This window comes from Rhizobium laguerreae, assembly GCF_002008165.1.
GTDB lineage: Bacteria > Pseudomonadota > Alphaproteobacteria > Rhizobiales > Rhizobiaceae > Rhizobium > Rhizobium laguerreae.
Map to the genome: position 1 here is coordinate 1 of NZ_MRDM01000022.1, position 3148 is coordinate 3148.

Annotated in this window: 1 protein-coding gene and 4 pseudogenes; 3 read left to right on the forward strand and 2 right to left on the reverse strand. The window is 60.7% G+C overall.

Going from position 1 to position 3148, the window contains the following annotated elements:
• Positions 1-93: 93 nt before the first annotated feature.
• Positions 94-786, forward strand: a pseudogene (locus BS630_RS27145) (Crp/Fnr family transcriptional regulator); the annotation flags it as partial.
• Between the two features lie 26 nt (positions 787-812).
• Here BS630_RS27145 and BS630_RS27150 read toward each other — a convergent pair.
• A pseudogene (locus tag BS630_RS27150) lies at positions 813-994 on the reverse strand (L,D-transpeptidase); the annotation flags it as partial.
• Positions 990-1214: pseudogene (locus BS630_RS27155) on the reverse strand (hypothetical protein); the annotation flags it as partial. The pseudogenes BS630_RS27150 and BS630_RS27155, both read right to left, overlap by 5 nt.
• Positions 1215-1399: 185 nt before the next feature.
• On the opposite strand from BS630_RS27155, the gene BS630_RS27160 reads away from it, so the two are divergent.
• Entirely contained in the window at positions 1400-2668 is a 1269-nt protein-coding gene (locus BS630_RS27160; protein WP_077979862.1) for an NADP-dependent isocitrate dehydrogenase, read from the forward strand.
• A gap of 58 nt (positions 2669-2726) precedes the next feature.
• A pseudogene (locus tag BS630_RS38755) lies at positions 2727-2871 on the forward strand (IS5/IS1182 family transposase); the annotation flags it as partial.
• Positions 2872-3148 lie beyond the last annotated feature (277 nt).

A 3148-nucleotide genomic window follows, 5' to 3' on the forward strand; every position in this document is an offset into this window, starting at 1 on the left:
ATCACTATCGCCCACATCCGGGTCCTGACACGACGCTTGGCAAGGTACGGATATCGTTGAAACCTTTTCGAGTCAGGCTCTAAGGTTTCCGACGCCGGCACTCCCGTCGCTTGCGCTTCCTGCCAAGCGCGGCACGGCATCGTCTGCGGCGCGCTGTGGAGCGGCCAACTCCGAGAGCTCGGCCGCCAGTCGCTGCGCCGCACGGTCGATGCCGGCAGCGAGATCATCGCTCAAGGGTCGGAAAGCTCTTTCTATTCGAATATCATGCGCGGGGTAGTAAAGCTCTGCAAGGTGATGCCGGACGGGCGCCAGCAGATCGTCGGCCTGCAATTCGCCCCCGATTTCGTCGGCAGGCCCTTCGTGCGCGAAAGCATGCTGTCGGCTCAGGCTGCGACCGACGCCGAAATCTGCGTCTTCCCCCGCGACCTGCTCGACCGCATGATATCGGAGACGCCGAAGCTGCAGCGCAGCCTGCTCGATCAGGCGCTGAAGGAGCTGGACGCCGCGCGCGAATGGATGCTGACCCTCGGCCGGCACACCGCCGAGGAGAAGGTCGCAAGCCTGCTCCACCTCATCGCCACCCACGCCGAACCGCAGACCGCCACGACCACCTCTTTCGACCTGCCGCTGTCCCGCGCCGAGATCGCCGATTTTCTCGGTCTGACCATTGAAACCGTCAGCCGCCAGTTGACCAAGCTGCGCAAGAGCGGAGTCATTCGCATCGAGAACTTTCGACATATCATCGTCCCCGACATGGATGAGCTGGAGCGGATGATCAGCGCATAGAACGGGATCAGCTGCCGAATTCGGGGTCAGCGCGTGATCACGACGCGGGTATTGGCGAGGCCAGCCTGTGCGCCAGCGAGAAGAACTGCGCGGCATTGTCGGAGTGCAGGCGAACGCAGCCATGCGAGGCCGGCCGGCCCAAGCGCTTCAGGTCGAAGGTGGCGTGAACGGTCTAACCGCCGCTGAAGAACGCGGCGTACGGCAACGGCAGGAAGCTGTGCCGCCGCCTGGTACTTCGCGACGAAATCGCGGCTGTAGAGATGGTCGAGCCGGCTCGCATCGAAGATGTCGGTCCAGTCGCTGTCGTTGTCGGCCCAGTTGCTCTTGGTTGCCACGATGATCTCCTTCACGGGAGCAATGATGTCGGCTGCATGGCCGATGCCGGAAAAGGCGATAAGGCTTGCGATAACAATGGCGATTGTCTTCATGGTCGAATGTCCGGGGCCGCAGATCGAGGCGGACACCAACCAAATTCCAGCACTTGGCAATGGCGGGAAAAATGCATTGTCGAGCCCCTGCAGCTTTGCGTTCCCTGATCACAATGCTATAGCGCTCCTCATCACATCACCCACCCGGGACGCCGGTGCCCATCAAGCTCGAACGAGGCAGATACATGAACAAGATCAAGGTCGCCAATCCCGTCGCCGATCTCGACGGCGATGAAATGACGCGCATCATCTGGCAGCTCATCAAGGATAAGCTGATCCATCCGTATCTCGACCTCGACATCGACTATTTCGACCTCTCGGTCGAAAACCGCGACGCCACCAACGACCAGGTCACCGTCGACGCCGCCAACGCCATCAAGAAGTACGGCGTCGGCATCAAGTGCGCGACGATCACGCCGGATGAGGCCCGCGTCAAGGAATTCAACCTCAAGGAAATGTGGAAAAGCCCGAACGGCACGATCCGCAACATCCTCGGCGGCGTCATCTTCCGCGAGCCGATCATCTGCAAGAACGTGCCGCGCCTGGTTCCCGGCTGGACCAAGCCGATCGTCGTCGGCCGCCACGCCTTCGGCGACCAGTACCGCGCCACCGATTTCAAGTTCCCCGGCAAGGGCAAGCTGACGATCAAGTTCGTCGGCGAAGACGGCACCGTCATCGAGAAGGAAGTCTTCAACGCACCGGGCGCCGGCGTTGCCATGGCGATGTACAACCTCGATGAATCGATCCGCGAATTTGCCCGCGCCTCGATGATGTATGGCCTGATGCGCAAGTGGCCGGTCTACCTGTCGACCAAGAACACCATCCTCAAGGCCTATGACGGCCGCTTCAAGGACATTTTCGAGGAAGTCTACGAGACCGAATTCAAGGATCAGTTCAAGGAAGCAAACATCACCTACGAACACCGTCTGATCGACGACATGGTCGCCTCGGCGCTCAAATGGTCTGGCGGCTACGTCTGGGCCTGCAAGAACTATGANGTCGCCTCGGCGCTCAAGTGGTCTGGCGGCTACGTCTGGGCCTGCAAGAACTATGATGGCGACGTCCAGTCCGATACCGTCGCCCAGGGCTTCGGCTCTCTCGGCCTGATGACCTCGGTTCTGCTGACGCCCGACGGCAAGACGGTCGAAGCCGAAGCCGCTCACGGCACGGTCACCCGCCACTACCGCCAGCACCAGAAGGGCCAGGAAACCTCGACCAACTCGATCGCCTCGATCTTCGCCTGGACCCGTGGCCTCGCGCACCGCGCCAAGCTCGACGACAATGCCGAGCTCGCAAAATTCGCTTCCACTCTGGAAAAAGTCTGCGTCGACACCGTCGAATCCGGTTTCATGACCAAGGACCTGGCGCGGCTGATCGGCCCCGACCAGCCATGGCTCTCGACCACTGCCTTCCTCGACAAGATCGACCAGAACCTGCAGAAGGCCATGGCGTAAGCCGGCCTTTCCAAGAAAAACCCCTGGTCTTGGCTGCGGGTTTATGATTCAGTGGGACATGTTGAAGAAACCCGCGCCGCAGCAGAGGGCTCTCCAAATGGTGACGCTCGACAGCTAGGTTCCGAAGGATCACCTGCTTCGCAAGATCGACGCTGTTATCGATTTCGTTCATTCGTGATCGTGTTGCGGGTGTCAATGCCGCGTGAATTTTCCCCATGGTCCATGTTCGGTGCTGATTGACACCCGGTTCCGTCTTCTTGGTCCAGGCTCATTGTTCTTTGGCTAAGTCTCGCAAGGCATTGGTGTCGAGGTCGCGACCAGCAAGGAGGATCGCGCCTTCGCGCATGTCCTGCAGCATCGGTTGGTCGTGGGCTTGCCCTGCTGTCAGGTCAAGCCCGCAATCGGGCCTGGAGTGCTCGCCGATCGGGGACGAGGTCGTAGAGGTCCCGCGGGGGCCGGCTTCGTGTCAATTGTCCAATC